At 43.5% G+C, this 26,319-nt stretch carries 31 protein-coding genes; 29 read left to right on the forward strand and 2 right to left on the reverse strand.

Annotated elements, in window-relative coordinates:
- Positions 1 to 9: 9 nt before the first annotated feature.
- The 3 genes from O3627_RS01870 to O3627_RS01880 all read left to right on the forward strand — a co-directional run bounded on the left by O3627_RS01870 (position 10) and on the right by O3627_RS01880 (position 1,872).
- Positions 10 to 480 (forward strand): GNAT family N-acetyltransferase, encoded by a 471-nt coding sequence (locus tag O3627_RS01870; RefSeq protein WP_002909427.1) that lies wholly within the window; start codon positions 10 to 12, stop codon positions 478 to 480.
- 16 nt (positions 481 to 496) lie between these two features.
- Positions 497 to 1,423 carry a YafY family protein gene (locus O3627_RS01875; RefSeq protein WP_125382435.1) on the forward strand — a complete coding sequence of 309 codons (927 nt, stop codon included), beginning with the start codon at positions 497 to 499 and terminating at the stop codon, positions 1,421 to 1,423.
- A gap of 83 nt (positions 1,424 to 1,506) precedes the next feature.
- Positions 1,507 to 1,872 (forward strand): hypothetical protein, encoded by a 366-nt coding sequence (locus O3627_RS01880; RefSeq protein ID WP_125382433.1) that lies wholly within the window; start codon positions 1,507 to 1,509, stop codon positions 1,870 to 1,872.
- A 49-nt stretch (positions 1,873 to 1,921) separates the two neighbouring features.
- Here the strand turns inward: O3627_RS01880 and O3627_RS01885 are convergent, their stop codons facing one another.
- On the reverse strand, positions 1,922 to 3,805 hold the full coding sequence (locus O3627_RS01885; protein ID WP_125382431.1) for a DUF2207 domain-containing protein: 1,884 nt from the start codon (positions 3,803 to 3,805) through the stop codon (positions 1,922 to 1,924).
- A 227-nt stretch (positions 3,806 to 4,032) separates the two neighbouring features.
- Between O3627_RS01885 and O3627_RS01890 the strand changes: the two genes are divergently transcribed.
- The gene (locus tag O3627_RS01890) at positions 4,033 to 4,431 is read left to right on the forward strand and encodes a hypothetical protein (RefSeq protein ID WP_125382429.1); all 399 of its coding nucleotides are present in this window, start codon (positions 4,033 to 4,035) and stop codon (positions 4,429 to 4,431) included.
- Positions 4,432 to 4,523: 92 nt separating this feature from the next.
- Here O3627_RS01890 and O3627_RS01895 read toward each other — a convergent pair whose 3' ends face one another.
- Positions 4,524 to 4,694 (reverse strand): DUF3042 family protein, encoded by a 171-nt coding sequence (locus O3627_RS01895; RefSeq protein ID WP_002895160.1) that lies wholly within the window; start codon positions 4,692 to 4,694, stop codon positions 4,524 to 4,526.
- 82 nt (positions 4,695 to 4,776) lie between these two features.
- On the opposite strand from O3627_RS01895, the gene miaA reads away from it, so the two are divergent.
- From miaA to O3627_RS02020, 25 genes are all read left to right on the forward strand, one after another.
- Positions 4,777 to 5,661: a tRNA (adenosine(37)-N6)-dimethylallyltransferase MiaA gene (gene miaA, locus O3627_RS01900; protein WP_125382428.1), complete on the forward strand. Its 885-nt coding sequence runs from the start codon at positions 4,777 to 4,779 to the stop codon at positions 5,659 to 5,661.
- A 31-nt stretch (positions 5,662 to 5,692) separates the two neighbouring features.
- Positions 5,693 to 6,931, forward strand: coding sequence for a GTPase HflX (gene hflX / locus O3627_RS01905; protein ID WP_125382427.1), 1,239 nt, complete (start codon positions 5,693 to 5,695; stop codon positions 6,929 to 6,931).
- Positions 6,924 to 7,547 (forward strand): cystathionine beta-lyase, encoded by a 624-nt coding sequence (locus O3627_RS01910; RefSeq protein WP_185756115.1) that lies wholly within the window; start codon positions 6,924 to 6,926, stop codon positions 7,545 to 7,547. Before hflX ends, O3627_RS01910 begins: the two co-directional genes overlap by 8 nt.
- 10 nt (positions 7,548 to 7,557) lie before the next feature.
- The gene (gene rnz, locus O3627_RS01915; protein WP_125382424.1) at positions 7,558 to 8,487 is read left to right on the forward strand and encodes a ribonuclease Z; all 930 of its coding nucleotides are present in this window, start codon (positions 7,558 to 7,560) and stop codon (positions 8,485 to 8,487) included.
- Positions 8,488 to 8,526: 39 nt separating this feature from the next.
- Positions 8,527 to 9,018, forward strand: coding sequence for a hypothetical protein (locus O3627_RS01920; RefSeq protein ID WP_125382423.1), 492 nt, complete (start codon positions 8,527 to 8,529; stop codon positions 9,016 to 9,018).
- Between the two features lie 28 nt (positions 9,019 to 9,046).
- Positions 9,047 to 9,802, forward strand: a complete 756-nt coding sequence (locus O3627_RS01925; protein WP_125382422.1) for an SDR family oxidoreductase — start codon at positions 9,047 to 9,049, stop codon at positions 9,800 to 9,802.
- 6 nt (positions 9,803 to 9,808) lie between these two features.
- Positions 9,809 to 10,519, forward strand: coding sequence for a methyltransferase domain-containing protein (locus O3627_RS01930; RefSeq protein WP_343091808.1), 711 nt, complete (start codon positions 9,809 to 9,811; stop codon positions 10,517 to 10,519).
- A 75-nt stretch (positions 10,520 to 10,594) separates the two neighbouring features.
- A complete protein-coding gene (locus O3627_RS01935) occupies positions 10,595 to 11,050 on the forward strand; it encodes a hypothetical protein (RefSeq protein ID WP_343091807.1) in 456 nt (151 codons plus the stop codon).
- Positions 11,051 to 11,054: 4 nt separating this feature from the next.
- Entirely contained in the window at positions 11,055 to 11,255 is a 201-nt protein-coding gene (locus O3627_RS01940; protein ID WP_343091806.1) for a hypothetical protein, read from the forward strand.
- Between the two features lie 476 nt (positions 11,256 to 11,731).
- Positions 11,732 to 12,322: an HD domain-containing protein gene (locus O3627_RS01945; RefSeq protein WP_343091805.1), complete on the forward strand. Its 591-nt coding sequence runs from the start codon at positions 11,732 to 11,734 to the stop codon at positions 12,320 to 12,322.
- Between the two features lie 105 nt (positions 12,323 to 12,427).
- Positions 12,428 to 14,647, forward strand: a complete 2,220-nt coding sequence (gene recJ / locus O3627_RS01950; RefSeq protein WP_371621253.1) for a single-stranded-DNA-specific exonuclease RecJ — start codon at positions 12,428 to 12,430, stop codon at positions 14,645 to 14,647.
- 46 nt (positions 14,648 to 14,693) lie between these two features.
- The gene (locus O3627_RS01955) at positions 14,694 to 15,221 is read left to right on the forward strand and encodes a hypothetical protein (protein WP_343091803.1); all 528 of its coding nucleotides are present in this window, start codon (positions 14,694 to 14,696) and stop codon (positions 15,219 to 15,221) included.
- Positions 15,222 to 15,418: 197 nt separating this feature from the next.
- A complete protein-coding gene (locus tag O3627_RS01960) occupies positions 15,419 to 15,931 on the forward strand; it encodes an adenine phosphoribosyltransferase (RefSeq protein WP_002906315.1) in 513 nt (170 codons plus the stop codon).
- A gap of 147 nt (positions 15,932 to 16,078) precedes the next feature.
- Positions 16,079 to 17,020: a homoserine O-succinyltransferase gene (gene metA, locus O3627_RS01965; RefSeq protein WP_343091802.1), complete on the forward strand. Its 942-nt coding sequence runs from the start codon at positions 16,079 to 16,081 to the stop codon at positions 17,018 to 17,020.
- 8 nt (positions 17,021 to 17,028) lie between these two features.
- On the forward strand, positions 17,029 to 17,709 hold the full coding sequence (locus O3627_RS01970; RefSeq protein WP_343091801.1) for a DnaD domain-containing protein: 681 nt from the start codon (positions 17,029 to 17,031) through the stop codon (positions 17,707 to 17,709).
- 67 nt (positions 17,710 to 17,776) lie between these two features.
- Positions 17,777 to 18,565: a glutathione-dependent disulfide-bond oxidoreductase gene (gene yghU, locus O3627_RS01975; RefSeq protein WP_343091800.1), complete on the forward strand. Its 789-nt coding sequence runs from the start codon at positions 17,777 to 17,779 to the stop codon at positions 18,563 to 18,565.
- Between the two features lie 120 nt (positions 18,566 to 18,685).
- Entirely contained in the window at positions 18,686 to 19,375 is a 690-nt protein-coding gene (locus tag O3627_RS01980) for a tRNA (adenine(22)-N(1))-methyltransferase TrmK (RefSeq protein ID WP_343091799.1), read from the forward strand.
- The gene (locus O3627_RS01985) at positions 19,362 to 20,159 is read left to right on the forward strand and encodes a Nif3-like dinuclear metal center hexameric protein (protein WP_125382417.1); all 798 of its coding nucleotides are present in this window, start codon (positions 19,362 to 19,364) and stop codon (positions 20,157 to 20,159) included. Before O3627_RS01980 ends, O3627_RS01985 begins: the two co-directional genes overlap by 14 nt.
- A gap of 11 nt (positions 20,160 to 20,170) precedes the next feature.
- Positions 20,171 to 21,265 carry an FAD-binding oxidoreductase gene (locus tag O3627_RS01990; RefSeq protein WP_125382416.1) on the forward strand — a complete coding sequence of 365 codons (1,095 nt, stop codon included), beginning with the start codon at positions 20,171 to 20,173 and terminating at the stop codon, positions 21,263 to 21,265.
- A gap of 1 nt (position 21,266) precedes the next feature.
- Positions 21,267 to 21,737, forward strand: coding sequence for an 8-oxo-dGTP diphosphatase (locus O3627_RS01995; protein ID WP_125382414.1), 471 nt, complete (start codon positions 21,267 to 21,269; stop codon positions 21,735 to 21,737).
- Between the two features lie 22 nt (positions 21,738 to 21,759).
- Positions 21,760 to 22,584, forward strand: a complete 825-nt coding sequence (tmpA, locus tag O3627_RS02000) for a ZIP family manganese transporter TmpA (protein WP_125382413.1) — start codon at positions 21,760 to 21,762, stop codon at positions 22,582 to 22,584.
- A gap of 134 nt (positions 22,585 to 22,718) precedes the next feature.
- Positions 22,719 to 23,588, forward strand: a complete 870-nt coding sequence (gene rfbA / locus O3627_RS02005) for a glucose-1-phosphate thymidylyltransferase RfbA (protein ID WP_002897349.1) — start codon at positions 22,719 to 22,721, stop codon at positions 23,586 to 23,588.
- Positions 23,589 to 23,592: 4 nt separating this feature from the next.
- Entirely contained in the window at positions 23,593 to 24,186 is a 594-nt protein-coding gene (locus O3627_RS02010) for a dTDP-4-dehydrorhamnose 3,5-epimerase family protein (RefSeq protein ID WP_125382411.1), read from the forward strand.
- A gap of 240 nt (positions 24,187 to 24,426) precedes the next feature.
- Positions 24,427 to 25,473 carry a dTDP-glucose 4,6-dehydratase gene (rfbB, locus tag O3627_RS02015; protein WP_002906330.1) on the forward strand — a complete coding sequence of 349 codons (1,047 nt, stop codon included), beginning with the start codon at positions 24,427 to 24,429 and terminating at the stop codon, positions 25,471 to 25,473.
- Positions 25,474 to 25,676: 203 nt separating this feature from the next.
- Positions 25,677 to 26,276: a hypothetical protein gene (locus tag O3627_RS02020; RefSeq protein WP_002920904.1), complete on the forward strand. Its 600-nt coding sequence runs from the start codon at positions 25,677 to 25,679 to the stop codon at positions 26,274 to 26,276.
- Positions 26,277 to 26,319 lie beyond the last annotated feature (43 nt).

A 26,319-nucleotide genomic window follows, 5' to 3' on the forward strand; every position in this document is an offset into this window, starting at 1 on the left:
GGAGAAATCATGGCCGAGATTAGGCCCTTAAAACCAGAGGAAATCCCGCTCTTAGAGGAATTTCTTTACCAAGCTATTTTTATCCCCCAAGGTCTAGCACCGCTTTCTAGAAGCATCCTGAAAGAACCAGATTTAGAGATGTATATCAAGAACTTTGGCCAGCAGCCAGATGATTGGGCTTTAGCAGCAGAAGTGGATGGCCGGCTGGTCGGAGCCGTTTGGATTCGCATCATGAAAGATTACAGTTATTATGACGACCAGACGCCCTCTCTGTCCATTTCATTCCTGCCTGAGTTCAGAAGCCAAGGACTAGGCCAGCAGTTGATGACAGCCATGCTGGACTTGCTCAAGGCCAAAGGCTACCTAGGTGTTTCCCTTTCCGTTTCCAAAGACAATCCTGCCGTTCGCTTTTATCAAAGACTGGGCTTTGTCACGGTTGAAGAGAGGGAAGATAACTATTTGATGCTGTGCCGATTGTAATAAGAAAAGAAAACTCATGAAACTAGAACGATTAATTTATATTTTGCTAGCCCTTTTGAATAAGAGGCAGATAACAGCTAAAGAAATTGCTGAACGCTTTGAAATATCTACCCGCACAGTATATAGAGATATGGATACGCTCAGCTTAGCCGGAATCCCTATCTACTCTGAACGTGGGGATAAAGGTGGTTTTTATATACCGGATGACTACAAGATGGACAGTAGCTTTTTCACAGAAGAAGAAAAGCAGTTTATCATCAATATGAGCCAAAATGTTGGCAAAATTGTTGGTCGTCCAAGTTTTGGCAGCCTTGAGCATAAGTTTGCTTCTCAAGAGTCGACCGATAAGGTTAATCCTTTTTACTTCGATCTTACTTCGTGGTCTCTCAATACAAATTATTTACTTGAGATTGAACAGGCTATACAAACTGGGAAGAAAATTTCCTTTTCCTACTATTCTAAAAAACAAGAACAAAGCCGGAGAACGATTTTTCCATACCGTCTGATTTTTAAACTAAATGCTTGGTATGTTATCGGCTACTGTTTAGAAAAGTTAGATTTTCGTTTTTTTAAACTCAGCAGGATTCGTGATTTGCAGCCAGTAGAAGAGGCTGTCGATGTTGGAGATTACCCGCTTTTATCTCAAGAAAAGCTAGATCTTTTTCTAAATCCGTCTAAAGATAAAGTTGAGGGCAATAAAGAAGAAGTAGAGCTGATTTTCACAGAGTCTGCGCTCCCAAAGATTTATGACCACTTCACAGAAGAAGAAATCACTCTTGAGCAAACCAGAATAAAGGTCCATGCTTTCAGAGCATTGACACCGGCCTTTTTCGAATTGATTTTAAGTTTTGCTCATCAAGTAAAAGTCATATCACCAAAAAAACTGCAGGATAAATTAATTCATACTCTTCAAAAAAATCTTCAGCAATATGACAGACTGTAGTCATATTGCTTTTTGTATAATCTTAAATGGCTTGAAAATCTCATTGTTTGAGTGCTTGCCTAAATTATTTTTGGAGGTTCCAAATGGATACAAGAACATTAGCAGAAAGCTATTTTACCGCAGTCAATAAAGGTGGCTGGGAAGATTTCGTAGCTGAAAACTTTAATTATGGAATGTGCGACAGTCAGGAAATCAGGCGAGGTCGTGATGTTTATCTGCAAGGTGCAGGTCAATTCTATGCTTTAAGTCAGCATCTTGAAGTGAAGAAGTTATTGGTAGAGGGGCGAGAAGCAACAGCTTTAAATCGCTATCGCCTGCAGTCGCCGAGCGGAAAAGAACTAGAATTGGATGTCGCAGAATTTTTAAAATTTGACGAATCAGATAAATTGATTGTATCTACTATTTACTTTGATACTCATCGTTTCCAAGAGTTTATGCAAGGGAATTAACTATGACAAAAGACCGCTCAAACAGCGGCCTTTTGTATTATAGTTTATGTTAGAAGGAGCCTCCGCCTCCTCCGCCCCCACCACCTGAGAAGCCACCTGAAATACCAGATGACAAGCTGAAGTAGCTACTTGAGCTGGGAGGATTCAATGAAATATCAACATTGCTAAAGCCTGTAGCAAAACCTGTAGATATATTACTGAAGAAGAAACTTTCAAGATTTGTTTCTTTTAATTGAATGTCTCTTCCTTTTAATGTTTGACTGACTTTTTCCGCATAGCCAAAAAGAGTCGCATATACTAGAATTCGATTCCAGAGAATGATTCCCTCTACCTCAGTTTGACTAAGATGAGCAATATCGCGCAGCATGTTGGAGAAGCTCTGCCATTCAATTACTTCTTCTCTAAATTCCTTTTTTAGGTATCTATCTGCCATTCGATTCAATTTTATTTGAGCTGCTTTCCCAAGGAACCACGCGACAAATAGAAGCAAAGGATAAATGTAGGAATATGAGTAATCAAACTGTCCGGTAGTAAAAGGATTATAAAAAAGAGAACCTAAAGAGAGAATAATAATACCAATATAATAGGAAATATAAGCTAATGAAACAGGTCTTTCTTCTTTTTTGCTTATTTTACGGTATCGTATAGGGAGATTTAAATCGACTCTTTCTTGACGGACATAGTTCGCAACAGTACGTAGAGCCTCTTGAAATTTCTGTCGTGTAGAAGACTTGGAGCTTTGTTGGTAATCTGGGAACATCGTATCAGGAGTAACTTTATCCTTATCGCCAAAGACCATTTCCAACAGTTTTATCTCGTAGCGACTTAGGTTATCTAAGTGAACAATTTCCAGTTTCTCTCCTGATCTTCCAATGCGAAATTTTATATTTCCTCTGTCAATCAGATCCATTAAAGTAGCCTGTACTAAACTAGAAAAGCTAGGAGTTCCTGTTTTTCTAGTATGAGCAAGAGATTTTTCAATTGATATATTATAGATATTGTATGCAAGTTGCAGAGGAGTAAGATTCTGAGGCGGTTCATAGAGTCGCGTATTTTTAGGAAGCTTGTTTAGATAATAAAATCTTAGTAAATAGTAAAGAAAGCAAGCCAGACTTATAATCAGAAACGAGATTGCAATGCCTGGACCTAGGACATAAATTATAAAGCTATGTTCCTTCTGTTTTTGTTCAATTTCTTTTTCCTTCTCTTCAAATTGCTTGCGGTGGGTTGAAGGGATAATACTGGCAGTATCAATATCTGTAAATATACTCTTGTCCCAAGCGCCGTGCAATTCAAGTTTTGTTCCTTTTGTGAGATTATTTGACCTAACCGCCAGAATCTGATTTAATTTTTCCACCTTTGGTTGGTTTTTATTGAAGCCTGTATGGGCGAAAAGCTGAGCATTAGTATCGAAACGATCCGTAGAAACAGAAAAATATAATCGTCGAATATCCGCATCCCAATCAGAAATAGGTATCCAATTCAGCTCAGCTATATCTTGATACACCCAAAGCATATTTCGTAATTTCCAAGTTATAGTGATAATGACTTGATCACCAGATTTACCAGAATTATAGATTGTAATCTTTTTTCCATCTTTTACAGCCTCTTCTTTTATCTTTTGCGGGGACTTTTTCTGTCCATTGGTGATAATATCTATCTTAGGATTGTCTTCGATTTGAAAGCCTTTAGGCATCTTGCCAGCCCGGCCCAGCGTGATATATTGGCCGTTGTAGGAACTGTCGTATTCAAAAGTTACTTCCTCTGTAAAAGTGGCTGTATTATCGCTATGCAGCTCTAGTTGTCCTACATAGGATGTAATCCTGCTCTCGACATCGTCAGCAAATATGTGACGAGGAACAAAGATGCAAAATAATGAAGTAAGAAGTGCTAGGCTAAGCAGTAGTCTGTTAAAACTGTAGGTGTTTTTCATAAATCTTCCTTTCGCTAATGCCTTATTATAACACGTTTCTAAAGCTCTGTCTTAATCTATTTTTCAGTAACCAATAACTTCTACAAATGCTTTATCGTATTATTTGTAAGTTTTCTTACCAAGTGGTAAAATAAAGCCGAAATAAAATATGTTCTCCTAGAGCAATCTAATCGATTAGCAACAATTAATTTGACTGTTCTTCGTAGTCATATAAAGGAGTTGATTTTATGACTAATACTAGACGAGCAGTGGTAGCGCTGAGCTTGGGTGTTTTGTTATTACTTGCAGCGGGAATTCTACTGCAGGTTCATTTTTGGAGAATGATCATTTTGCTAGGTCTATTCCTTTTTGCGGAAGTATTTATCATCTGGTACTCGGAAAGCAAGTCTAATTCGCAGATCAATGGCAGGCAAAGCCTTGACCTCTTCTGGCTTTATATCAAACGCTTGAAAATCTTTTATGTCACAATTGTGTGTCTTGCGATTTCTTTCATTTCTCTGTCGTCCAATCCTGCTTTCGATTTATTTTTTGTGCTTGAGTTGTTAGTATTCTTGCTCTTAAGCAATTATATCTTTAGCTCTCATGGCATTCAACCGCCCAAGAAAGAGAAGGCTTTTAAAGTCTAATAGCTTTGTTTGCAGCAGTCGATTTGACTGCTGTTTTTTCAAAAAATAAAAAACCTGGAAAAAATCCAGGCTTTTTAGTGAAATGTGCAGGCTTAGTGCGCTACACGTTTGCGAGCTGCTTTTTTACGGTTTTCTTCGATGAAAGCCGCTTTTTGTTCTTCAGGTTCGATGACTTTTTTCTTAACTGCATATACTGCGCCTGCCACAGCAGCAACAGTAGCTGCAACTCCTGTAAGAACGCCTTTTCCAAATCCTTTAGCCATGTGATTTCTCCTTTTCTGAACTTTTATTATTTATGTTATAATTAATAGTAACGAAAAATCAAAATTTTTTCAAGGAAAAAAGATGAAAACCAAGATAATTGTGATAGTAGGGCCTACGGCGGTCGGAAAAACGGCTCTGAGTATCGAGGTAGCCAAGCGCTTCAATGGCCAAATCATCAGCGGTGACAGCCAGCAGGTCTATCGTGGCTTGGATATTGGCACGGCCAAGATTCATCCTGAAGAGCAGGAGGGCATTCCCCATCATCTGCTGGATGTGCGGGAGGTTGGCGAGAGCTACTCTGCCTATGATTTTGTGACTGAGGCAGCTCAGGCCATTCGTGAGATTGAGTCTCAAGGTCAGCTTCCCATTATTTGCGGTGGCACGGGGCTCTATATCCAGAGTTTGCTCGAGGGCTATCATCTTGGTGGATCCGTCCCTCACGAGGAGATTCTGGCCTATCGGGCGCAGCTGGACAGTTGGTCGGATGAGGATTTGTTTAGGAAAATAGCTGAGCTGGGTATCGAGATTCCCCAGCTGAATCGACGCAGGGCTATGAGAGCACTAGAGATTGCCCATCTGGGCGGTCAACTAGAAAACAATCAACCTGATTATGAAGCCCTGCTGATTTGTCTAGATGATGAAAGACAAGCACTCTATGAGCGAATCAATCAGCGGGTTGATCTGATGCTAGAAGTCGGACTTTTAGAAGAAGCTCGCTGGCTGTTTGAGAAAGCTCCGACCAGTCAAGCCAGCAAGGGTATTGGCTACAAGGAACTTTTCCCCTACTTTGAAGGTCAGATGAGCCTAGAAGAGGCAGTGGACAAGCTCAAGCAGAATACTCGCCGTTTTGCCAAGCGCCAGCTAACTTGGTTTCGCAACCGGATGTCCGTGACCTTCTATCAGGTGGGAAATCCAGACTATAAAAATCAGGTTATGGAGGACATCAGGAAGTTTTTGGATAAGTAGCTGGCTGACCAAGTCTTAGTAAGGATATAAGATGATAGAAACAGAGAAAAAAACAGAGCGAGTCTTTCTGGTCGGTGTGGAACTGGCAGACACGGAGAATTTTGACCTATCCATGGAGGAGCTGCAAAGCCTAGCTAAGACTGCAGGGGCTGAGGTAGTTGGCTCCTATAGCCAGAAGCGGGAGAAGTATGACAGCAAGACCTTTGTCGGTTCTGGCAAGTTAGAAGAAATCCGACAGATGGTTGATGCCGAAGAGATTTCGACCGTTATTGTCAATAACCGTCTGACCCCCCGCCAGAATGTCAATCTAGAGGAAAGCTTGGGGGTCAAGGTCATTGACCGTATGCAACTGATTTTGGATATTTTTGCCATGAGAGCTAGGAGTCATGAGGGCAAGCTACAGGTGCATCTGGCCCAGCTTAAGTATCTACTTCCTCGCTTGGTTGGCCAGGGAATTATGCTCAGCCGTCAGGCAGGTGGAATCGGCTCCCGTGGTCCTGGTGAAAGCCAGCTGGAGCTCAATCGACGCAGTGTCCGCAATCAGATTCATGATATTGAGCGCCAGCTCAAAGCAGTGGAGAAAAATCGGGCAACCGTTCGTGAAAAACGTCTGGAATCCAGTATTTTCAAAATTGGCCTCATCGGCTATACCAATGCTGGCAAGTCTACGATTATGAACTGCTTGACCAGTAAAAGCCAGTATGAGGCTGACGAACTATTTGCGACGCTGGATGCCACGACCAAGAACATCAACCTAAGTGGTCAGCTCAATGTCACGCTGACAGACACAGTTGGCTTCATTCAGGATTTGCCGACAGAGCTGGTATCAAGCTTTAAATCCACACTGGAAGAGAGTAAAAATGTCGATTTGCTGGTCCATGTTATTGACGCCAGCGACCCTCATCATGAGGAGCACGAAAAGACTGTCCTCGACATCATGAATGAGCTGGACATGCTGGATATTCCCCGGCTGACTCTTTATAACAAAGCAGACAAGGCGGAGGATTTCACTCCGACCTTGACTCCTTATTCTTTGATTTCGGCTAAGGCGGACAATAGCAGAGCTCTTTTACAGCAAGTCCTGCTGGAGCGGATGAAAGAGTTATTTTTGCCTTTTACTATCAAGGTAGCGCCGGCTAAAGCTTACAAGATTCATGATTTAGAGAAAGTCGCGATTATGGGGAATCGAGAATACATAGACGATGTCGAAGTCATTTCAGGCTGGATTGCTGAGAAAAACAAATGGAAACTGGAAGAATTTTATGACTGATTATATTGACTTGGCCTTGAAATACGGCGGTTTTACTAGCCTAGACAGGGTTTACTTAAAGCAAGTATTGGCTGGCCTGACAGAAGAGCAGAAGCGTAGCTTCATCACACCGCCGCCCAGCGTTATCAATGCTTACTTTGCTGAGCTTTATCAAAAGAAAAGTCCGGAAGCCGCGACAGCCTATTTTTTAGAGATTAGCCAGGCGCTGGACTTGTGGAATGCGGAGCCTAGCTTTGTAGAAAGCAAGCCTTTTGTCCGGCTCAATCTTTCTGGCAAGTCCTATGGATTTTGCTACGAGAAGAAGGAAGTCGGCATGGTCTTTCCTGAAAATCCTGAGCCTGTAAAAGCTGATTTGCTCTTTGAAATCGCCCAAGTCTTTCCACAGTACTTGGTCTACGAAGAAGCTGGGAGAATAAAAATGACACCTTTCAAAGCTGAATCTCAAGTCGTGGAATGTAAGCAATTGACTGCCTTGACCGATTGGGAGCAACTGGCAGATGGTAGCCAAAGACTTTTTGGATACAATCAAGATGAAGTCAGTGATCTGGCTCAGTCCTATGCAGGCAGAAAATACTATCACTCGCAGAATCGGTCTGCCATGATTTATATCATTTAGAAAGAAAAATATGCAATTACAATTTTTAGGAACCGGAGCTGGTCAGCCGTCAAAGGCCCGAAATGTATCCAGCCTCGTTCTCAAGCTCTTGGAAGAAATCAATGAGGTCTGGATGTTTGATTGTGGTGAAGGGACCCAGCACCAGATCTTGGAGACAACGATTAAACCTCGCAAAATCAGCAAGATTTTCATCACGCATCTGCATGGCGACCATATTTTTGGACTGCCTGGCTTTCTGTCCAGTCGTTCTTTTCAGGCTAACGAAGAACAGACGGACCTAGAGATTTATGGTCCCAAAGGCATTAAGAACTTTGTCCTGTCTAGCCTGCGCGTGTCTGGTTCTCGCCTGCCTTATCGGATTGATTTTCATGAGTTTGATGAAAACAGTCTGGGCAAGATTCTGGAAACGGACAAGTTCACTGTTTATGCAGATAAGCTGGATCACACGATTTTCTGTGTGGGTTATCGGGTGATGCAGAAAGATTTGGAAGGAACGCTGGATGCAGACAAACTACGGGCAGCGGGCGTACCTTTTGGTCCCCTCTTTGGCAAGGTCAAGAACGGTCAGGATATCGTCCTAGAAGATGGAACCAAAATTATTGCAGCAGACTATATCTCAGCTCCTCGTCCAGGCAAGATCATTGCTATTCTGGGTGATACTCGGAAGACTGCTGCCAGCGTCCGTCTGGCAGTGGCAGCAGATGTGTTGGTCCATGAAGCGACCTATGGCAAGGGAGATGAAAAACTTGCCCGTAATCACGGTCATTCTACCAATATGCAAGCCGCAGAAGTGGCCAAGGAGGCCGGCGCTAAGCGCCTCCTGCTCAATCATATCAGTGCCCGCTTTCTAGCCAAGGACATCAGCCAAATGCGCCGCGATGCAAGTGCTGTCTTTGAAAAGGTTCATGTGGTCAAAGACTTGGAAGAGGTGGAGATATGATTTTACAGTCTCGGACAGTTTCGTTGAGAGGAAAATAAGATGACAGTTGAAAATCGTTTATTTGATAAAGCTGATTGGTATTTTGAGGATGCATTAACCAACTATATTTATAGTTATAACTTAGAAAATGAAGAATTAACACAAGATGATTACCGGGAGGTTCATCGTTGGGCTGCGAATCATATTGGCTTCTTCGTTACTTGGCTCATCCAGCATGATGCAAAGGAAATGATGATTCCTGATGAAGAAACATCATTTCAAAGTGTCAAAGACGAGCAAACTTTGGGTGTAGATTATGTTCTAGACTGGTGTGACGGAAAATTAGGAACAATGGATATCAAAAAGGATTTTCAGGCTTTTGTGAACGATTATTATGAACATCAGTATATGAAGGATTACTCCAAATTTGTAGTCGATGACTTGTACGACCTACCTTTGGAATTTTTAGGTAGCTGGGAGGATTATCATCTTTTTGCTCCTGTCATTGATCAAGCCTATGCTGACTATTTAGCTGGAAAAAGATTTCATTAAAACGATCAACACTTTGAAAGGGATAGAGATGCGCACCATCATCATCACAGGGGCTAGCGGTGGACTGGCCCAGGAAATGGTTAAGCTCTTGCCCAATGACCGACTGATTTTGGTCGGACGGTGCAAGGCTAAGCTGGAAAAACTATATGGAGAAAAAGAAAATCTTGACCTAGTGGAGCTGGATATCACAGACAGCTCAGCTTTGGAAAACTTTGCTGAGCGGATTGACAGCCAGTATGGCCACGTAGATGTCCTAGTCAATAACGCTGGCTATGGGATTTTTGAAGAATTTGACAAAATCAGCTCCAGCGATATTGAGGCCATGTTTGAGGTCAATACCTTTGCCCTGATGAACCTGTCCCGTATCTTTGGAGCTCGCATGAAGCAGGCAGCTCAAGGACATATCGTCAATATCGTTAGTATGGCCGGCCTCATTGCAAGTAGCAAGTCAAGTCTCTACTCAGCGACCAAGTTTGCAGCTATTGGTTTTTCCAACGCCCTGCGTTTGGAGCTCCTGCCTTTTGGTGTTTATGTCACGACGGTGAACCCAGGTCCTATCAAAACTTCCTTTTTCGATCAAGCAGATCCTGACGGTTCCTATGTAAAAGCAGTCAACAAGTATATCTTGGAGCCTGACTTTGTAGCCAGCAAAATCGTTAGTTCCTTTGGCAAAAAGAAGCGGGAAATGAATCTACCTGGGATTCTCAATCTAGCTCATAAGCTTTATACTCTTTTTCCAAAAATTGCCGACAAGATGGCAGCCAATATGTTTAACTATAAGTGAGGTTTCATGACAGCAAATCTACAAACTTACAAAGCTCACCTGCAGGCGCCTTGGGGCAAGCTTCAGTATGATATTGTTTTTGCCTTTCTTGATTCGCTGAGGGGCCAGAAAATTCTTGATTTCGGCAGCGGTTTTGGAATTGTGGCTGATTTTCTAGCAGAAAACAACCAAGTGACCGCCATCGAGCCTAGTTCAGAAATGATTTCCGAGCGTAAGCAGAACTTTTCCTATGAGCAATTGCAAGGCAGCTTGGAGCTTCTGCAACAATTGCCAGATCAGTCTTTTGATGTTATCATCTGTCATAATGTCTTAGAGTATGTATCAGACCCTGCTCTTTATTTAGCAGAATTTTCCCGCCTCTTAAAAAAGGACGGCAAAATTTCTCTGGTCAAGCATCACGAGGTTGGGCGGATTATGCATACGGTAGTTTTTGAAAATGATCCAGAAAAGGCCCAGCAGCTTTTGGCGGGTCACGAATATGAAACCCACAGCATGGGGGCTGCTAAGGTTTATCAGATCCAAGATGTGATTTCAGGTCTTCCATTAGAAGCTGAGAATTATCAGGGAGTACGAATTTTTTACGGCTTGCAGGCCAATGACTACAAAACTGCTCCTGGCTGGGCTGAAAAGATGCTTAAGATGGAGCTAGCAGTCTGCAACCAATCACCTTATCGAGACATCGCTGCATTTCAGCATGTTTGGCTAGCCAAGTCCTAGTTCAAAGGGAATAGTGTTCATTTACATCTTAAACAAACCTCGTAAGGAGAATGCTTGATGCAGAGGAGAGAATGCTTGATACAAAGGAGAGAAGTCGTAGGGTCAGGACAGCCAGTCAATTATGCCCTGCTCAGCCTTTTTCAATATATCGCTTCCGTTTTGGTAATTCTGGTTCACTGTCAGAGGCTTTTTGAACATGAAGCCCTGCATTTTGTTCAAAAGAGTATGTTTGGTCGCATGGCGGTTCCTTTCTTTTTAATTTCTTCAGCCTATTTTTTCCGAGTACGCTGGAAGCAAGAGCCTCAAGACGTGAAACTGACTCTGTATATCAAAGGTATTTTAAAGGCCTATGGCTTTTGGAGCTTGGTCTATCTTCCCTATGCTTTGACTTACTTCCAATCTCTGCACTGGCCTCTCTACCTAGCTCCGCTGGCTATTCTAGCAGCGCTCTTCTACATCGGAATGAGTTACCAGCTCTTGGTATATCCCCGCCTTTCTCTTAGGCTTGCTGCTGGTCCATTTTTTGTATAGGAAGTTGGGTCCCAAGAAAACATTTGTTCTTTTACTGGTTCTCTTTGCCTTAGGTGCTATTGAGACATATCACGCCTATCTGTCGCCTAGTCTGCTGACGGACTGGTATGATGCCTATGCCAAGCTCTTTTTCACCAGCAGAAACGGCCTCTTCTATACGCCTATTTTTATCTATTTAGGCTACTTTCTAGCTGATTACGAGTAGATAGCCTTATTTCAGAAAAAACGCTGTCTGTTTCTTCTGTTGGCAAGTATTTTCCTAGTAGGTGAAGGAGTTCTGATTTACATCAGGCAGGGACTGGATAAAAACTTTTTCTTTGCTCTCATTCCCTTTACACTTTTCTTATTCAATTGGCTGTTAAAAACTCAGTGGAAGCGCAAAAAAAACTGGCGACATTTAAAAGATCCAAGTATCCTTTATTTCTTCCTCCATCCTATCTTTATTGAGTTATCTTTTTTTCTGCTCAAATCCCAGCAGCTGACCAAGTGGGAAAATGGCCGTTGGGCCTTCCTTCTGACGATTATCCTGACCCACCTGACGTCAGAGTTGGTGATTGGATGGCGAGGGAAAAAACAGAAAAGAAGTGAAAGTTTAGTTTTTGAAGAAAATCATATAGAGCGTTAAGAGCAACTATCAATTTTGAATAGAATTAACTATAAAACATTTCAAAGGAGTTCCACATGCTTAAACGTCTACAACAGCAGCTGGCATTTACCAATGAGCTGGAAAAGCTGAAAGCCACTCATCGCAACAATCGTACCTTGGATGCCTATCGTTTTGAGAATTCTGCAGAGCATAGTTGGCAGGGGGCGCTCATGGCGCTAGTCTTTCAAGAATATATTCCCGAAGAAGTTAATCTGGAAAAGGTCATGTCTATGTTACTGATTCATGATTTGGGCGAAATATATGCTGGTGATACCTTTATCTTTGACGACGTGGGCAAGAGCGATTCTTACACTAGAGAGCTGGACTCCTTGAAAATCAGTTTGGATAAGCTGCCGTCAGATCAGCAGGATACCTTTTTAAAGCTCTGGCAGGAATTTGAGACCGGCATTAGCATAGAGGCTAAATATGCCCGAGTGCTGGATGCTCTGGTTCCCCTGCTCAATCACTTGGAAGTCGCTCAGCCCCATGACAACCCTCATGGCCTGACCAAGTCGCAGGTTATTTCTAAGAAATCCTTTATCCAAGAGATCTCTGAAACTCTTTGGGAATTAGCTCAGGAAGTTATTGACCAAAGCGTTGCTAAGGGGCTATACCTAGATGAGTGAGTCTGAGAGCCTTGCTTGAAGATAAGAAGTTTGAGACTGGTTGAACCAGTCTTTTCATGTTATAATATTCAGACAAGATTGAACGGAGAAAGTGTTTCACTCATCATGATTAGCTCAAAATACGACTGGCAGTTTGCCACTAATTTTACAGACGAAAAATTTTTAAAAAAGGCTAAGAAAGCTGGATTAGAACCTACCGCTGCCAGCCTTCTTTACCAAAGAGGTGTGCAGACTGAAGAGGCTTTACAGGAATTTTTGGAGCCTAGTTTAGACCAGCTTCACAACCCTTATGACCTGCATGATATGGAGAGGGCAGTGGAGCGCATTCGCTCAGCGATTGAGAATTACGAGCAGATTTTGATCTATGGCGATTATGATGCTGATGGGATGACCTCGGCATCAATTGTCAAGGAAGCATTGGAGCAGCTGGGGGCTGAGTGTCAGGTTTATCTGCCCAATCGCTTTACGGATGGCTATGGTCCTAATAGCAGTGTTTACAAATATTTTATTGAAAATCAAGGCATCTCGCTCATTATTACAGTGGATAATGGAGTGGCTGGCCTTGAAGCTATCGAGCTGGCTCAGTCTCTCGGCGTGGATGTCATCGTGACGGATCATCACTCCATGCCTGAGGAGCTGCCAAACGCCTATGCGATTGTCCATCCGGAACATAGCGGAGCAGATTATCCTTTCAAGCATCTAGCTGGTTGTGGGGTGGCTTTTAAGCTGGCAACAGCCTTGCTGGAAGAAGTACAAGTCGAATTTTTGGACTTAGTTGCCATTGGCACCATTGCCGATATGGTCAGTCTGACGGGGGAAAATCGGATCTTAGTCAAATACGGCCTTTCCGTCCTCAAAAATACCCAGAGAGTAGGGCTTCAGGAACTCTTTAAAATCGCTGGTATTCAGCCAGATGAACTGGATGAAGAAACGGTTGGTTTCCAGCTTGCCCCCAGACTCAATGCCTTGGGACGGCTGGATGATCCCAATCCAGCGATTGAGCTTTTGACATGCTTTGATGACGAAGAAGTGCGTGACATTGCGCTCATGATTAACCAAAAAAATGACGAACGCAAAGAAATCGTCCAGCAGATTTATGAAGAAGCACAAACCATGTTGGACCCTAAGAGACCAGTGCAGGTGCTGGCCAAGGAAGGCTGGAATCCCGGTGTGCTAGGGATTGTCGCTGGGCGCTTGCTGGAAGAGTTGCACCAGCCAGTTATAGTGCTCAATATTGAGGATGGTATCGCTAAGGGTAGCGCCCGCAGTATTGAAGCGGTCAATATTTTTGAGGCTTTGGACAGCCATCGTGATCTCTTTGTAGCCTTTGGTGGTCACGCTGGAGCAGCTGGAATGACTCTTGAAGCAGACAAGCTGGCGGAGCTTGCTGATATCTTGACAGAGTATATCTTAGACAATGATTTGGATTTGACTGGCAAAACAGCCCTGTATTTAGATGAGGAGCTGCACTTGCCAGAACTGACTTTGGATACACTCAAAAGCTTTGAAAAACTGGCTCCTTTTGGTATGGACAATAAGAAGCCGCTTTTTTACCTCAAGGACTTTAAAGTGGACAATGCTCGGACTATGGGGGCTGGCAATAGCCATCTCAAGTTAAAAATTTCTCAGGAAGATGCATCTTTTGAAGTAGTAGCTTTTGGGCAAGGAAACCTGGCGACAGAGTTTGCCCAGACCAAGAATATGGAGCTGGCTGTCAGCCTCTCTGTCAATAAATGGAATGGACAGACCAGTCTCCAGCTCATGCTGGTAGATGCCCGTGTGGACGGTGTTCAGCTTTTCAATATCCGCAGCAAAAATGCGACGCTGCCTGATAAGGTTCCTGTCTTGCGTTTCACAGAGGAATTGCCGGATTTGTCAAATAGCAGAGCAGTTGTGGTTTATGACCTGCCTGATGATTTGCAGGTTTTGAAGAGGATTCTTCAGTCTCAGGATTTCGAAGCGATTTACTTTAAAAATGAGATTTCTAAGCCATACTATCTGACAGGTTATGGTAACCGTGAGCAGTTTGCCAAACTCTACAAGACAATCTATCAGTTCCCCGAGTTTGACGTTCGCTATAAGCTCAAGGATCTGGCAGCTTATCTGAAAATAGATCCTATTCTCTTGGTCAAAATGATTCAGATTTTTGAAGAACTTGGTTTTGTCAGCATCACAGAAGGCGTCATGAAGGTCAATAAGGAAGCTGAAAAGAAAGAAATTGACAGCAGTCACATTTACCAAAACCTCAAGCGCCTAGTCAAAGAACAAGAACTCATGGCATTGGGCACCGTGCAGGAGATTTATGATTATTTGATGGAAAGATGAGATGTTACAAGACTAAGCCAAAGTCTTGCAAAGGAGCACATTTTAGATGAATGAAATTATCCTGAGCTTTAAACCAGAATTTTTTAAAGCTTTGCTAACAGTAAAAAAGCATTTTGAATATCGTTCAAGGATTCCTGAAAAAGAAACGGTAGCTTATTTATATCTTTCCTCACCCGCTAAGATGATTGTTGGGAAAATGGTTTTAGGTCAGCGTAATAATATCCAACACTTTTTAGAAAATTCAGATTTAGCAAATAGTAGTCGTTCATATTTGGAAAAACATTTGCAAGAAGGTGCTAAGTATTTTTCTCCAATTTACTCCCTATCTCTTCTTGACTCGCCTATATCATTAAAACAAGCTAAAGAATTATCGCCGAGATTTAGTGCTCCTCAAGGCTATAGTTATATGTCGAATTATAAAGAATTGAATGATTTTCTTGAAAAATCTGTATTTTCAATATTTGAGATTAATCCATCTAATGATTTGGATTTATTAGGCTTATTTACGAAGGATATTGTAAAAAAATATGAACAAGAAATAGCAACACCACTTTATTTAGAGCAATACATCTAATTTTGACTTGCCTAGAAAAAACGATTATAAAGATTAACCAACTCAATCCCAGCCTCAATACGGTGGCCTATAAATGAATGAAACATACTCTTTCAAATTAAATAATCTATCCCCTTAAAAAGTAAGTTTTTCTGTTACCATTTGGATGAAAAAGTGATATAATAGAGAGTAAAAAATTTTTTGAAAGAAAGTATATCATGAATTTAAAAGACTACATTGCAACAATCGAAAATTATCCAAAGGAAGGCGTGACATTCCGTGATATCAGCCCATTGATGGCAGACGGAAATGCATATAGCTACGCTGTTCGTGAGATTGTTCAGTATGCGACAGACAAGAAGATTGACATGATTGTTGGACCGGAAGCTCGTGGCTTTATCGTGGGCTGTCCAGTTGCCTTTGAGTTAGGAATCGGCTTTGCTCCAGTCCGCAAGCCTGGCAAGCTTCCTCGTGAAGTCATCTCAGCTGACTATGAAAAAGAGTATGGTATGGATACCCTGACTATGCATGCGGATGCTATCAAGCCAGGTCAGCGCGTTCTAATCGTAGATGATCTCCTTGCGACTGGTGGAACAGTGAAGGCAACTATTGAGATGATTGAGCGCCTTGGCGGTGTAGTAGCTGGATGTGCTTTTCTTATTGAGCTGGATGAGCTCAAGGGTCGCGAAGTTATCGGCGATTACGACTATAAGGTTCTGATGCACTATTAATACATAGTTTCTAGCTATATCTAGTTAGAGAAAAAGTATAATTGAAAACTATATCTCCTTTCAGTATAATGAAAGTACATTGGATAAACAAAGGATAGGCTGGAAAAGTATTTCCAAGCCTTTCTAACGATTGAAGGAGATATTTTCATGCCGATTAAGATTAATAAGAAACTGCCAGCTGTTGACATTTTAAGTTCTGAGAATATCTTTGTCATGGATGACGACAGGGCGGACCATCAGGATATCCGCCCTCTGAATATTCTGGTACTCAATCTCATGCCCCAGAAAATGGTGACGGAGACTCAGATACTGCGCCATTTGGCTAATACCCCGCTGCAGTTGACTATTGACTTCCTCTACATGAGCTCTCATCAGTCTAAAACGACACGCGCAGAGCATATGGAGACTTTCTATAAGACTTTTGATGAGGTTAAAAATCGCTATTTTGATGGCTTGATTATCACTGGTGCACCGGTAGAGCATCTGCCTTTTGAAGCGGTGGACTATTGGGAAGAGTTCCAGCAGGTGATTGAATGGTCCAAGACCCATGTCTTTTCGACTCTGCATATCTGCTGGGGGGCTCAGGCTGGACTTTACGCTCGCTACGGCGTGGACAAGCACCAGATGACGCGCAAATTATCGGGTGTCTATAGCCAGTCAGCTGATAGCAGCAATCTGCTTTTTCGAGGTTTTGACGATGAGTTTTATGCGCCGCATTCCCGTCATACTGAAGTTCTGAAGGAAGATATTGTCAATCTGACTAATCTGGAAATTCTCTCATTTGGTGAAGAAACTGGTCTCTCTGTGCTGGCTAGCCGGGACTTGCGAGAGGTATATAGTTTCGGTCACATGGAATACGACCGTGATACTCTATCCAAGGAGTATTTCCGTGATTTGAAGGCAGGGAAGAATCCACACATTCCAGAGAATTATTTCAAAAACGATGATGTCCATACGACACCGACCTTGTGCTGGAGTTCGGCCGCTGCACTCTTTTTCAGCAATTGGGTTAATTATGCTGTCTATCAGGAGACACCTTTCGACTGGGAGAGCCCTGAAAATGATGTATCGTTTTTTGCTTATCTATAAGAGGTGACATGACTTATTTATCAGCTTTTAAATCGGGCAATCTTGTAATCCCGAGTGCCTTTCTTTTACATTTTAAGGACATCTTTGATTCCAGCGATGATTTTTTGGTCTGGCAGTTTTTCTATCTGCAAAATACTACTTCTCTGGAAGAGCTGGCGCCTAGTCAGATTGCGGAGCATATTGGCAAGACCCTGTCGGAAGTCAATCGCTCTATGTCCCATTTGACGGAGAAAGGTCTCTTACAGTATAAGACTATTGAGCTGAATGGAGAGACAGAGGTTATCTTTGATGCTTCACCGGCTTTGGAAAAGCTGGATGAACTGCTGGCAGCAAAAAGCGGTCATCAGACTGTAGCAAAGGCGCCTCAGAATGTCTTGAAAGACTTGGTGGAGACCTTTCAGCAGGAGTTGGGCCGTCTCCTGACACCCTTTGAAATTGAGGACTTGACCAAGACTGTTCAAGACGACAAAACGAATCCTGACTTGATCAAGGCTGCCCTTCGTGAGGCTGTGTTTAATGGCAAAGCCAACTGGAAGTATATTCAGGCTATCTTGCGCAATTGGCGCAAGGAAGGTATCACTACACTTGCTCAGGTAGAAGCCAAACGGGAAGAACGTGAAGCAGCTAATCCTCAAAATGTGACAGTTTCAGATGATTTCCTCAATGCCATGAATTTGTGGAAGGACTGATTTTATTAGATTTATGGTGGCCTGTTAGATACGACAGGCCCTTGGTTTTATAAAAAAGGAGAAAAGTATGACCTATCAATTGCCGAAAGTCTGGTCTGCTGCGGACAGCGACCAAGGAAAATTTTCAGGTATCAATCAGCCTACTGCTGGCGCGCGCTTTGAGCAGAAGCTTCCTGTCGGTAAAGAGCCTTTTCAGCTATATTCACTTGGGACTCCTAATGGGGTCAAGGTGACGATTATGCTGGAGGAACTACTGGCAGCGGGTGTGACAGAGGCAACCTATGACCTTTATAAGATTAGCATTATGGACGGCAACCAGTTTGGCTCAGATTTTGTGAAAATCAATCCCAACTCTAAGATTCCGGCCTTGTTGGATCAGTCAGGTCATAAGCCGATTCCTGTCTTCGAGTCAGCCAATATTCTGCTCTATCTGGCAGAGAAGTTTGGGAAGCTGATTCCGTCAGATTTGGCTGGTCGGACTGAGGTGCTCAACTGGCTCTTCTGGCAGACAGGCGCGGCGCCCTTCTTGGGTGGCGGATTCGGTCATTTCTTTAACTATGCTCCAGAAAAGCTAGAATATCCCATCAACCGCTTTACGATGGAAGCCAAGCGACAGCTGGATTTATTGGACAAAGAATTGGCCAAGAAAGCTTATATCGCTGGAGATGACTACAGTATTGCTGATATTGCTATCTGGTCTTGGTATGGTCAGTTAGTGCAGGATAAGCTCTATCCAGGCGCAGCTGAGTTCTTGGATGCTGCATCCTACAAACATCTATCTGCTTGGGCGGAGAAGATTGCAGCTCGTCCGGCAGTCCAGCGCGGTTTAGCTGCCGAGTATCAAGAAATCAAATAAAAAAGTGACAAGTGGCGAGACAAAATCAATTTATCAACAGGCTGATTTTTCCTGCGCTGCTTTTTTTATACCCTTAAAAATGATATACTGAATAGAAGAATGTTTAGAAAAGAGTAAACAATGCAAAAAAAGACTATTTCCCAACGCTTGGAGCGAGTAGCTGCTTTTGTGCCGGATGGGGCAAAGTTGCTGGATGTTGGGAGTGATCATGCCTATCTGCCTATTTACCTGATTCAGCAAGGACGGATTGAGAAGGCTCTGGCCGGTGAAGTGGTAGAAGGCCCTTTTCAGTCTGCCCAGAAAAATGTGGCAGAGCATGGGCTGACGGAGCAGATTGAGGTTCGTTTGGCCAATGGTCTGGCGGCTTTGGAAGCAGAGGATCAGATTGACACCATCGTTATCGCTGGCATGGGTGGTCGCTTGATTTCAGAGATTTTGGAAAATGGCAGAGCTAAGCTTGGGTCTATTTCCCGCTTGATTTTGCAGCCTAATAACCGAGAGGATGAGCTTCGCAGCTGGCTGGTATCTAACGGCTTTCGCTTGCTGGCTGAGGATATCTTAGAAGAGGCTGGGAAGTTTTATGAAATCCTAGTGGCAGAAGCAGGCCAGCAAACTTTGACAGAGCAAGAAAAGCGTTTCGGACCTTTTCTGATGAAGCAACAATTACCTGCTTTTCAGTTAAGATGGCAGAAAGAACTGAAAAAACTCGAAGAAGCACTGGCTCATATCCCAGAAAAGAATGAGCTGGAACGCTCTGCTATGTCCCAAAAAATCGAAAGTATCAAGGAGGTGCTCCATGTTAGCAAGTGAAATCATCACCCGATATGAAGCCTATTGCCCGCAAGAACTGTCCATGGAGGGCGACATTTCAGGTCTGCAAATCGGGACTTTGGATAAGGAAGTGGACAAGGTTCTAGTGGCGCTGGATATTCGTGAGCAGACGGTGGCGGAGGCTATTGAGGCAAATGCTGGACTGATTATCGTTAAGCATGCTCCTATTTTTCGCCCACTAAAGGACCTAGTAGCGGATAAGGCACAAAATCAAATGATTTTAGACCTCATCAAGCATGATATTGCTGTTTATGTCAGTCATACCAATATCGATGTTGTGGAGGATGGTCTTAATGACTGGTTCTGCCAGCTTCTTGAGATTGAGGAGACAAGTTATCTTAGTCGGACGGGGCCAGAACACGGTATTGGTCGTGTGGGAAAGATTGCTCCTCAGACCTTTGGGGACTTTGCGGCTAAGGTCAAGGCAACTTTTGGACTAGATAGCTTGCGTATGGTCGCTTATGAAGAAGAGGATCTCGAACGCGTGATTGAGCGTGTAGCTATCTGCGGTGGCAGCGGTCAGTCCTTTTATCAAGAGGCCATTGCCAAGGGAGCGCAGGTCTACATTACAGGTGATATTTACTATCACACAGCTCAGGAAATGCTGACAGAAGGACTTTTAGCGATGGATCCTGGACACCATATTGAGGTTCTTTTTACGGAAAAATTGAAAGAAAAATTTGATCTTTGGAAGGCAGAAGAGGGATGGGAGATTGAGATTCTGGCTAGTCAGGCTTGGACCAATCCTTTCCGACATATTTGAGAGGGAGCGACATGAAAAAAGTAGCAGTGATTGGAGCTGGGATTGTCGGCTCAACAGCGGCTTATTATCTGTCCAAATCCCCAGATGTGGAAGTGACTGTCTTTGATGACGGCAAGGGGCAGGCGACCAAGGCAGCCGCTGGCATTATAAGTCCTTGGTTTTCCAAACGTCGCAATAAGGCTTGGTACAGGATGGCGCGTTTGGGCGCTGATTTTTATCAGAACTTGATTGCGGATCTGAAAGCGGCTGGTATTCAGACAGACTTTTACCAACAGACAGGTGTTTATCTGCTGAAAAAGGATGAGAGCAAGCTGCAGGAGCTTTATGATTTGGCTGCTAATCATCGAGAAGAGTCGCCCTTAATAGGGGACTTGAGTCTTCTCAGCCGTCAGGAAGCCCAGGAAAAATTTCCAGACTTGCAAGGTTTTGAGCGGCTTCTCTATGCTTCCGGCGGTGCCCGTGTGGAGGGGGCACTCTTGACGGAGACACTTCTGAAAGCCAGCAAAGCAGAGCTAGTTGAAAAAAAGGTAAGCTTGACAGTAGAAGGAGAGCAACTTCTGGTGGACGGACACGACTTTGACTGTGTTATCTTAGCTGTGGGGGCATGGCTGGGAGAAATCTTGCAGCCACTGGACTATAAGACAGATGTTCGCCCGCAAAAAGGACAGCTACGTGATTTTAAGCTGGCTGAAAAGACAGATGACTACCCTGTTGTGATGCCTGAGGGCGAGTTGGATATCATTCCTTTTCTAGCAGGTAAGGTCAGTGTCGGTGCCAGTCATGAAAATGATCAGGGTTTTGATTTGAAGGTAGATAAGAAAGTGCTGGATCAGTTGCAGCGAGAAGCGGAAACTTACTTGCCAAGGTTGTCTAATGCAGAGATTCTAGGTGAGCGCGTGGGAACACGGGCTTATACCAGCGACTTTGCACCTTTCTTTGGAGCTGTTCCAGACTTACCGCATGTCTACGCTGCCAGCGGATTAGGCTCTTCTGGTCTGACAACTGGCCCGCTTATCGGACGCCAATTGGCCCAGATGGCTCTAGGAGAAGCGGGGCTGCTGAATCCAGCTGACTATCCTATCGAACGGTATGTGAAGAAGGTTTGATATGACAGAAACCATTTTGAATTGGGTCAATATTTGTGTAAAAAAAGATGAAGAAATCCTACTGCTTAATCGCCAGCATGATAATTTTAAAGGGTGGATACAACCGGGCGGGAAAGTGGAGTTTCCAGAATCTTTTTTTGAAGCTGCAAGGCGCGAATTAAAAGAAGAAACGGGGCTAACTGCTCTAAACATGGAATTGAAGGGAATTTCAGGCTTCACTAATCCGAGTAAAGAAGAACGGTATGTGTATTACGATTTTCTTTGTACTGCCTTTGAGGGGCAAGTCAGGGGAAACGATCATGAAGGGGAACCAAAATGGTGGAAGATTTCTGAACTTGACCAAATAGATATGCAGGACGACATACGTGAACGTCTGCCCCTCTACTGGCGGAAAGGATCTTTTGAGCGGATTCATTACTGGAATGAGGAAAAACACTGTATCGGGGAAACTAAGACGATTTTGTATGATTGATTTTAGAGAATAAGGAGAAGTTATGGACTGGTTACGATCGCAGCCTGTGGTTATGCAGGCACTCTTGGCTGGGCTTTTTACATGGGGGTGTACTATTGTAGGCTCGGCTGTTGTATTTTTCTTTAAACAGGTCAGTCGCAAGTTGCTGGATATTATGATGGGCTTTGCGGCAGGCGTCATGATTGCGGCTTCCTTTTGGTCGCTTCTGGCACCGTCGATTGAGTATGCCCAAAGTTCTTATGGCAAGCTGTCCTGGCTGCCGGCAGCGATTGGCTTTCTAGTGGGAGGTTTTTTCCTGCGGTTGATTGATGCAGTGGTACCTCACTTGCACTTGAGCAAAGACATTTCGGAGGCAGAGAGTGTTCCTGAGCATAGCCGAAAGAAGCTGTCCAAGACGGCTCTGCTTTTCTTAGCCATTACCATTCACAATTTTCCAGAAGGTTTGGCAGTCGGAGTAGCCTTTGGTGCTTTGGCCGCCAATCCTAGTCCAGAAGCCTTTGTCGGCGCGATTGGTCTAGCTTTGGGAATTGGACTGCAAAACGTCCCAGAAGGAGCGGCTTTGTCCATTCCGATTCGGACAGACGGCAAGTCTCGACTTAAAGCCTTTTACTGGGGTTCTATGTCCGCGATTGTAGAGCCAATCGGAGCTGTTCTAGGAGCAGTTGCTGTGATGGCCATGACGGCTATTCTGCCCTATGCCCTTTCCTTTGCAGCAGGAGCTATGATTTTCGTGGTGGTAGAGGAACTGATACCGGATTCGCAGACAAATGGCAATACTGATGTGGCGACTTTAGGTCTCATGGTGGGCTTTGTTCTCATGATGGTTTTGGATGTGGCTTTGGGGTGATGCCAACTTGGAATCAAAGAGCGGAAGAAAGCGGAATATCCGCTCTTTTTCTTTTATTTAAGGGTAGTGAAAAGGATGACATCCGCTTTCAAAAATGGTAGAATAAGGAGAATACATTAAGAGAGGAAACTCATATGAAAGGTATTATTCTTGCAGGTGGTTCTGGTACACGTTTGTACCCATTGACCCGCGCTGCGTCAAAACAGCTCATGCCGGTTTATGACAAGCCCATGATTTATTATCCACTGTCAACTCTTATGCTGGCTGGTATCAAGGACATCTTGATTATCTCCACTCCGACGGATCTGCCTCGTTTTGAGGATCTGCTGGGTGATGGCTCTGAGTTTGGTATCAAGCTCTCTTATGCAGAGCAGCCAAGTCCAGACGGGCTGGCACAAGCCTTTATCATTGGGGCCGATTTCATTGGAGATGACCGCGTGGCGCTGATTCTTGGGGATAATATTTACCATGGACCAGGTCTGAGTAAAATGCTCCAAAATGCTGCGGCTAAGGAAAAAGGAGCAACTGTTTTTGGCTACCATGTCAAGGATCCAGAACGCTTTGGTGTAGTAGAATTTGATGAAAATATGAATGCTATTTCCATTGAAGAAAAACCAGAACAGCCACGTTCTAACTATGCAGTGACAGGACTCTATTTCTACGATAACGATGTTGTAGAGATTGCCAAGAATATTAAGCCAAGTCCTCGCGGAGAACTGGAAATCACTGACGTTAACAAGGCTTACTTGGATCGTGGCGATTTGTCTGTAGAGCTTATGGGACGTGGTTTTGCTTGGTTGGATACAGGAACTCACGAAAGTCTCTTAGAAGCCGCTCAATATATCGAAACAGTTCAGCGGATGCAGAACGTTCAGGTGGCAAATCTAGAAGAAATTGCCTATCGTATGGGCTATATCACTAAAGAGCAAGTGCATGAATTGGCGCAGCCATTGAAAAAGAATGAGTATGGCCACTATCTCTTGCGCTTGATTGGAGAAGAATAAGAAGATGACGGAACAATTTTTTGATAAGGAATTAGCAGCGCGTGAGGTTCCTGGAATTCCTGGAATGCTGGAGTTTGATATCCCTGTTCGTGGGGACAATCGAGGCTGGTTTAAGGAGAATTTCCAAAAGGAAAAAATGCTGCCGCTAGGCTTTCCTGAAAGCTTCTTTGCAGAAGGAAAACTGCAAAATAATGTCAGCTTTTCTCGTAAAAATGTCCTGCGTGGTCTTCATGCAGAGCCCTGGGACAAGTACATCTCAGTTGCTGATGACGGCAAGGTGCTGGGTTCTTGGGTAGACCTGCGTGAGGGCGAGACCTTTGGCAATACCTACCAGACAGTAATCGATGCCAGCAAAGGGATTTTTGTGCCGCGTGGCGTCGCTAACGGTTTCCAAGTCCTTTCTGACACGGTTTCCTATAGCTATCTGGTGAATGACTATTGGGCTTTGGAACTCAAACCTAAGTATGCCTTTGTCAACTATGCAGACCCAGCTTTAGGCATCCAGTGGGAAAACCTAGAAGAAGCAGAAGTATCAGAAGCAGACAAGAACCATCCATTACTCAAGGATGTAAAACCGCTAAGAAAAGAAGATTTGTAAGAAGAATTCTTTTCTGATTCATTAATTGATACTGAAATATATAATTAAGCTCAGCTCCTATCCGAGCAAAGCGAGTGGAAGAAATGATTGCCGCTGTGGTGTAAGTCATGTAACAAATTATTTAGTTTGTTACATGACAGGGGATTTTTGAGACATTAGGCTCAAAAATAAGCAATGAAACCGGAGGTTTGCTTGCGTCCCTACCACTTAAGGCAATTATAAAAAAGTTAAGGAATAAAAATGACTGAATACAAAAAAATTATCGTGACAGGTGGAGCTGGTTTTATCGGTTCTAACTTTGTCCACTATGTTTACAATAACTTTCCAGATGTTCATGTGACAGTGCTGGACAAGCTGACCTACGCGGGTAATCGGGCTAATATTGAAGAAATTTTAGGCGACCGCGTTGAGTTGGTTGTTGGAGATATTGCTGATGCAGCTTTGGTAGATAAGCTGGCTTCCGAAGCTGATGCTATCGTTCACTATGCGGCAGAAAGCCACAATGACAACTCACTCAATGACCCGAGTCCGTTTATCCACACCAACTTTATCGGAACTTACACACTCTTGGAAGCAGCTCGTAAATACGACATTCGTTTCCACCATGTATCGACTGACGAAGTCTATGGGGACCTGCCTCTGCGTGAAGATTTGCCAGGTCATGGCGAAGGACCAGGTGAGAAATTTACTGCTGAAACCAAGTACAATCCAAGCTCACCTTACTCATCAACCAAGGCAGCTTCAGACTTGATCGTTAAAGCTTGGGTGCGTTCATTTGGCGTGAAAGCGACGATTTCTAACTGTTCAAACAACTATGGTCCTTACCAGCACATTGAGAAGTTCATTCCGCGCCAGATCACCAATATCTTGAGCGGTATCAAGCCAAAACTTTATGGCGAAGGTAAAAACGTTCGTGACTGGATTCATACTAATGACCATTCATCAGGTGTTTGGACAATTTTGACCAAGGGTCAAATCGGTGAAACTTACTTGATTGGTGCTGATGGTGAGAAGAACAACAAGGAAGTGCTGGAGCTGATTCTCAAGGAAATGGGACAGCCAGCAGATGCTTATGACCATGTGACAGATCGTGCCGGCCACGACCTCCGCTATGCCATTGATGCCAGCAAGCTCCGCGATGAGCTAGGATGGAAGCCAGAGTTCACCAACTTTGAAGCGGGTCTCAAAGAGACGATCAAGTGGTACACGGACAACCAAGACTGGTGGAAATCTGAAAAAGAAGCAGTCGAAGCCAACTATGCTAAGACTCAGGAAGTGATTAAATAAGAATAGGCTATCTATGATGAGCCTTGTAAAACTAGCGCTATGTGATTGAGAGGCTGGGATTATCTATCCCAGCCTTTTCTCACAGGATTGTTAGCTTTTTAATATGTTTGTTACAGAAAATTATGCAAAAATAGTGTAAAATAAGATAAATCCTTTCTGTGTTTTTAGCTAGAGGGATTTTCTCAAATTAAAGGAATACAAACATGAAAATGGTAAAAAGAGTAGTGGGAATTGCTTTGGTGCTGTTGCTTGCAGCAGTGCTGTTTCTGGTCCCTGCATCTGTTAATCAAAGTGAACAATTAAAAAATGTTCAAGGCAGTGCTTCCTGGATGAGTATTATTGAGCCAGCTTTGAGCAATGCCAATGTGACGGCTCAGGGAGTCAGCACAGAAGTTTCTCTCAATAGCGTCCAGCTTAATCAGGTGCTCAAGTCTTCTCTGACTGACTCTGAGAATCAGGAGCTGCTGAACAGTGTTTACAGTATTGAAGGCAATAAGCTGCGCATCCAGTATCCAGTCAAGCTGCTCTTCATTGACAGTAAGCTGGACCTAGAGGTGGATGTGACGGTGAGAGATAATGTCTTGCACATCACAATCGATAGTGCCAAGCTAGGCTCTCTTCCTATCCCTAAATCTTGGGTGACAGGCATGCTGAAGCAACAAATGCAGGCCTCTAATTCATCTATCACAACGGAGGGAGATAGTTTCCTTCTAGCTCTGCCGCAGAGTCAATTCAGCATTAACAAAATCAGCTTCCAGAACGGAGCTGCTAAAATCCAGTTCAGCATGGGTTATGGAATCTAAAAAAGAAAACTTCATTTGAGGAAGAAGTCTTCCGAATCAAATG

This window comes from Streptococcus sp. 27098_8_82, assembly GCF_041431615.1.
GTDB classification, from domain to species: Bacteria; Bacillota; Bacilli; order Lactobacillales; family Streptococcaceae; genus Streptococcus; species Streptococcus sanguinis_K.

Excerpts from the sequence above, each read along its gene's own strand:
- O3627_RS01870 (WP_002909427.1), top strand. The coding sequence starts at position 10 with ATGGCCGAGATTAGGCCCTTAAAACCAGAGGAAATCCCGCTCTTAGAG.
- O3627_RS01875 (WP_125382435.1), top strand. The coding sequence starts at position 497 with ATGAAACTAGAACGATTAATTTATATTTTGCTAGCCCTTTTGAATAAG.
- O3627_RS01880 (WP_125382433.1), top strand. The coding sequence starts at position 1,507 with ATGGATACAAGAACATTAGCAGAAAGCTATTTTACCGCAGTCAATAAA.
- O3627_RS01885 (WP_125382431.1), bottom strand. The coding sequence starts at position 3,805 with ATGAAAAACACCTACAGTTTTAACAGACTACTGCTTAGCCTAGCACTT.
- O3627_RS01890 (WP_125382429.1), top strand. The coding sequence starts at position 4,033 with ATGACTAATACTAGACGAGCAGTGGTAGCGCTGAGCTTGGGTGTTTTG.
- O3627_RS01895 (WP_002895160.1), bottom strand. The coding sequence starts at position 4,694 with ATGGCTAAAGGATTTGGAAAAGGCGTTCTTACAGGAGTTGCAGCTACT.
- miaA (WP_125382428.1), top strand. The coding sequence starts at position 4,777 with ATGAAAACCAAGATAATTGTGATAGTAGGGCCTACGGCGGTCGGAAAA.
- hflX (WP_125382427.1), top strand. The coding sequence starts at position 5,693 with ATGATAGAAACAGAGAAAAAAACAGAGCGAGTCTTTCTGGTCGGTGTG.
- O3627_RS01910 (WP_185756115.1), top strand. The coding sequence starts at position 6,924 with ATGACTGATTATATTGACTTGGCCTTGAAATACGGCGGTTTTACTAGC.
- rnz (WP_125382424.1), top strand. The coding sequence starts at position 7,558 with ATGCAATTACAATTTTTAGGAACCGGAGCTGGTCAGCCGTCAAAGGCC.
- O3627_RS01920 (WP_125382423.1), top strand. The coding sequence starts at position 8,527 with ATGACAGTTGAAAATCGTTTATTTGATAAAGCTGATTGGTATTTTGAG.
- O3627_RS01925 (WP_125382422.1), top strand. The coding sequence starts at position 9,047 with ATGCGCACCATCATCATCACAGGGGCTAGCGGTGGACTGGCCCAGGAA.
- O3627_RS01930 (WP_343091808.1), top strand. The coding sequence starts at position 9,809 with ATGACAGCAAATCTACAAACTTACAAAGCTCACCTGCAGGCGCCTTGG.
- O3627_RS01945 (WP_343091805.1), top strand. The coding sequence starts at position 11,732 with ATGCTTAAACGTCTACAACAGCAGCTGGCATTTACCAATGAGCTGGAA.
- recJ (WP_371621253.1), top strand. The coding sequence starts at position 12,428 with ATGATTAGCTCAAAATACGACTGGCAGTTTGCCACTAATTTTACAGAC.
- O3627_RS01955 (WP_343091803.1), top strand. The coding sequence starts at position 14,694 with ATGAATGAAATTATCCTGAGCTTTAAACCAGAATTTTTTAAAGCTTTG.
- O3627_RS01960 (WP_002906315.1), top strand. The coding sequence starts at position 15,419 with ATGAATTTAAAAGACTACATTGCAACAATCGAAAATTATCCAAAGGAA.
- metA (WP_343091802.1), top strand. The coding sequence starts at position 16,079 with ATGCCGATTAAGATTAATAAGAAACTGCCAGCTGTTGACATTTTAAGT.
- O3627_RS01970 (WP_343091801.1), top strand. The coding sequence starts at position 17,029 with ATGACTTATTTATCAGCTTTTAAATCGGGCAATCTTGTAATCCCGAGT.
- yghU (WP_343091800.1), top strand. The coding sequence starts at position 17,777 with ATGACCTATCAATTGCCGAAAGTCTGGTCTGCTGCGGACAGCGACCAA.
- O3627_RS01980 (WP_343091799.1), top strand. The coding sequence starts at position 18,686 with ATGCAAAAAAAGACTATTTCCCAACGCTTGGAGCGAGTAGCTGCTTTT.
- O3627_RS01985 (WP_125382417.1), top strand. The coding sequence starts at position 19,362 with ATGTTAGCAAGTGAAATCATCACCCGATATGAAGCCTATTGCCCGCAA.
- O3627_RS01990 (WP_125382416.1), top strand. The coding sequence starts at position 20,171 with ATGAAAAAAGTAGCAGTGATTGGAGCTGGGATTGTCGGCTCAACAGCG.
- O3627_RS01995 (WP_125382414.1), top strand. The coding sequence starts at position 21,267 with ATGACAGAAACCATTTTGAATTGGGTCAATATTTGTGTAAAAAAAGAT.
- tmpA (WP_125382413.1), top strand. The coding sequence starts at position 21,760 with ATGGACTGGTTACGATCGCAGCCTGTGGTTATGCAGGCACTCTTGGCT.
- rfbA (WP_002897349.1), top strand. The coding sequence starts at position 22,719 with ATGAAAGGTATTATTCTTGCAGGTGGTTCTGGTACACGTTTGTACCCA.
- O3627_RS02010 (WP_125382411.1), top strand. The coding sequence starts at position 23,593 with ATGACGGAACAATTTTTTGATAAGGAATTAGCAGCGCGTGAGGTTCCT.
- rfbB (WP_002906330.1), top strand. The coding sequence starts at position 24,427 with ATGACTGAATACAAAAAAATTATCGTGACAGGTGGAGCTGGTTTTATC.
- O3627_RS02020 (WP_002920904.1), top strand. The coding sequence starts at position 25,677 with ATGAAAATGGTAAAAAGAGTAGTGGGAATTGCTTTGGTGCTGTTGCTT.